This is a genomic window from Gilliamella mensalis, assembly GCF_900103085.1.
Classification (GTDB): domain Bacteria; phylum Pseudomonadota; class Gammaproteobacteria; order Enterobacterales; family Orbaceae; genus Gilliamella; species Gilliamella mensalis.
Genome location: NZ_FMWR01000029.1, coordinates 1 through 1,049, shown reverse-complemented (window position 1 = coordinate 1,049; position 1,049 = coordinate 1). Strand labels below are relative to the sequence as shown.

1 protein-coding gene is annotated in these 1,049 nt (G+C 30.8%); it reads left to right on the top strand.

What is annotated here, in order from left to right; translation table 11 throughout:
- A partial coding sequence (locus BQ5209_RS10425; protein WP_143421918.1) for an IS3 family transposase occupies window positions 1-551 on the top strand: 551 nt, incomplete at its 5' end.
- Window positions 552-1,049 lie beyond the last annotated feature (498 nt).

Below are 1,049 nucleotides of genomic sequence, written 5' to 3'. Positions count from 1 at the left end.
CCAACACGTTAGATAGGCAATTTAACCCTGATAAGCCGAATACGACATGGGTAACCGATATTACTTATATTAAAACGGGTGAAGGTTGGTTATATTTGTCGGTGATTATCGATTTATATGGACGAAAAGTAATTGCTAGGCAAACGAGTCGCTACATAGACCGTCATTTAGTGTGTAATACATTAAAACAAGCCTTATTTCGGCGTCATTTTCCTAAAAATGTACTCATTCATAGTGACCAAGGAAGCCAATATTGCAGTGCTGATTTCAAGCAGTTATTGTTACAATATGGACTAAGGCAAAGCATGAGTCGAAGAGGAAACTGCTTTGATAATGCGGTTGTTGAAAGTTTTTTTCATACACTCAAAACACACATTATTCATGACTGTTACTACAAAACGAGGAAGCAGGCTAATAAAGCACTATTTGAATATATTGAAATCTATTATAATCGGATACGCCGTCATTCAGCCAATGGCTGGGTATCACCTGAACAATATGAACAACAATATTACCAATACGAAAAAATGATAGAGGTGGGCACTGTCTAATATTTTGGCGAGGATCAATTTATTTTTATAGATTATATTGATAATTATCAATTTATTTTCCACAATTTTTAATTTTTACCGATAGCTGTTATAAAACAATTGATTGCTGAGTATAGAGGGCTATAGGGGATGGTATATTTTTTATCGTATAAAATATAAATACATTAAAAACTGATGTAACTTTTGAATCTAATGACTATTTTTAAATTATTTATCAAAAATATTAAAATGGATAACGATAAACACGTTGGTTAGATGTATATAGCATTTTAATTTATTTTAGATTGGAAACAAACCCATACAGTGAATTGAATATTTTTTGTATCCATGCATAAATTATTTAACGATCTGCAAGTACACAATAATTATTTCAAAATTCAAATAAAATTTACATTATTATAATGAGTTTCCGCACAATATAAGCACTGAGCAAATCATTAGATTAGACTAGCTCAGTTTTGTAAGTATATCAGCTGATTCTTTCTTGTGACCAATTTT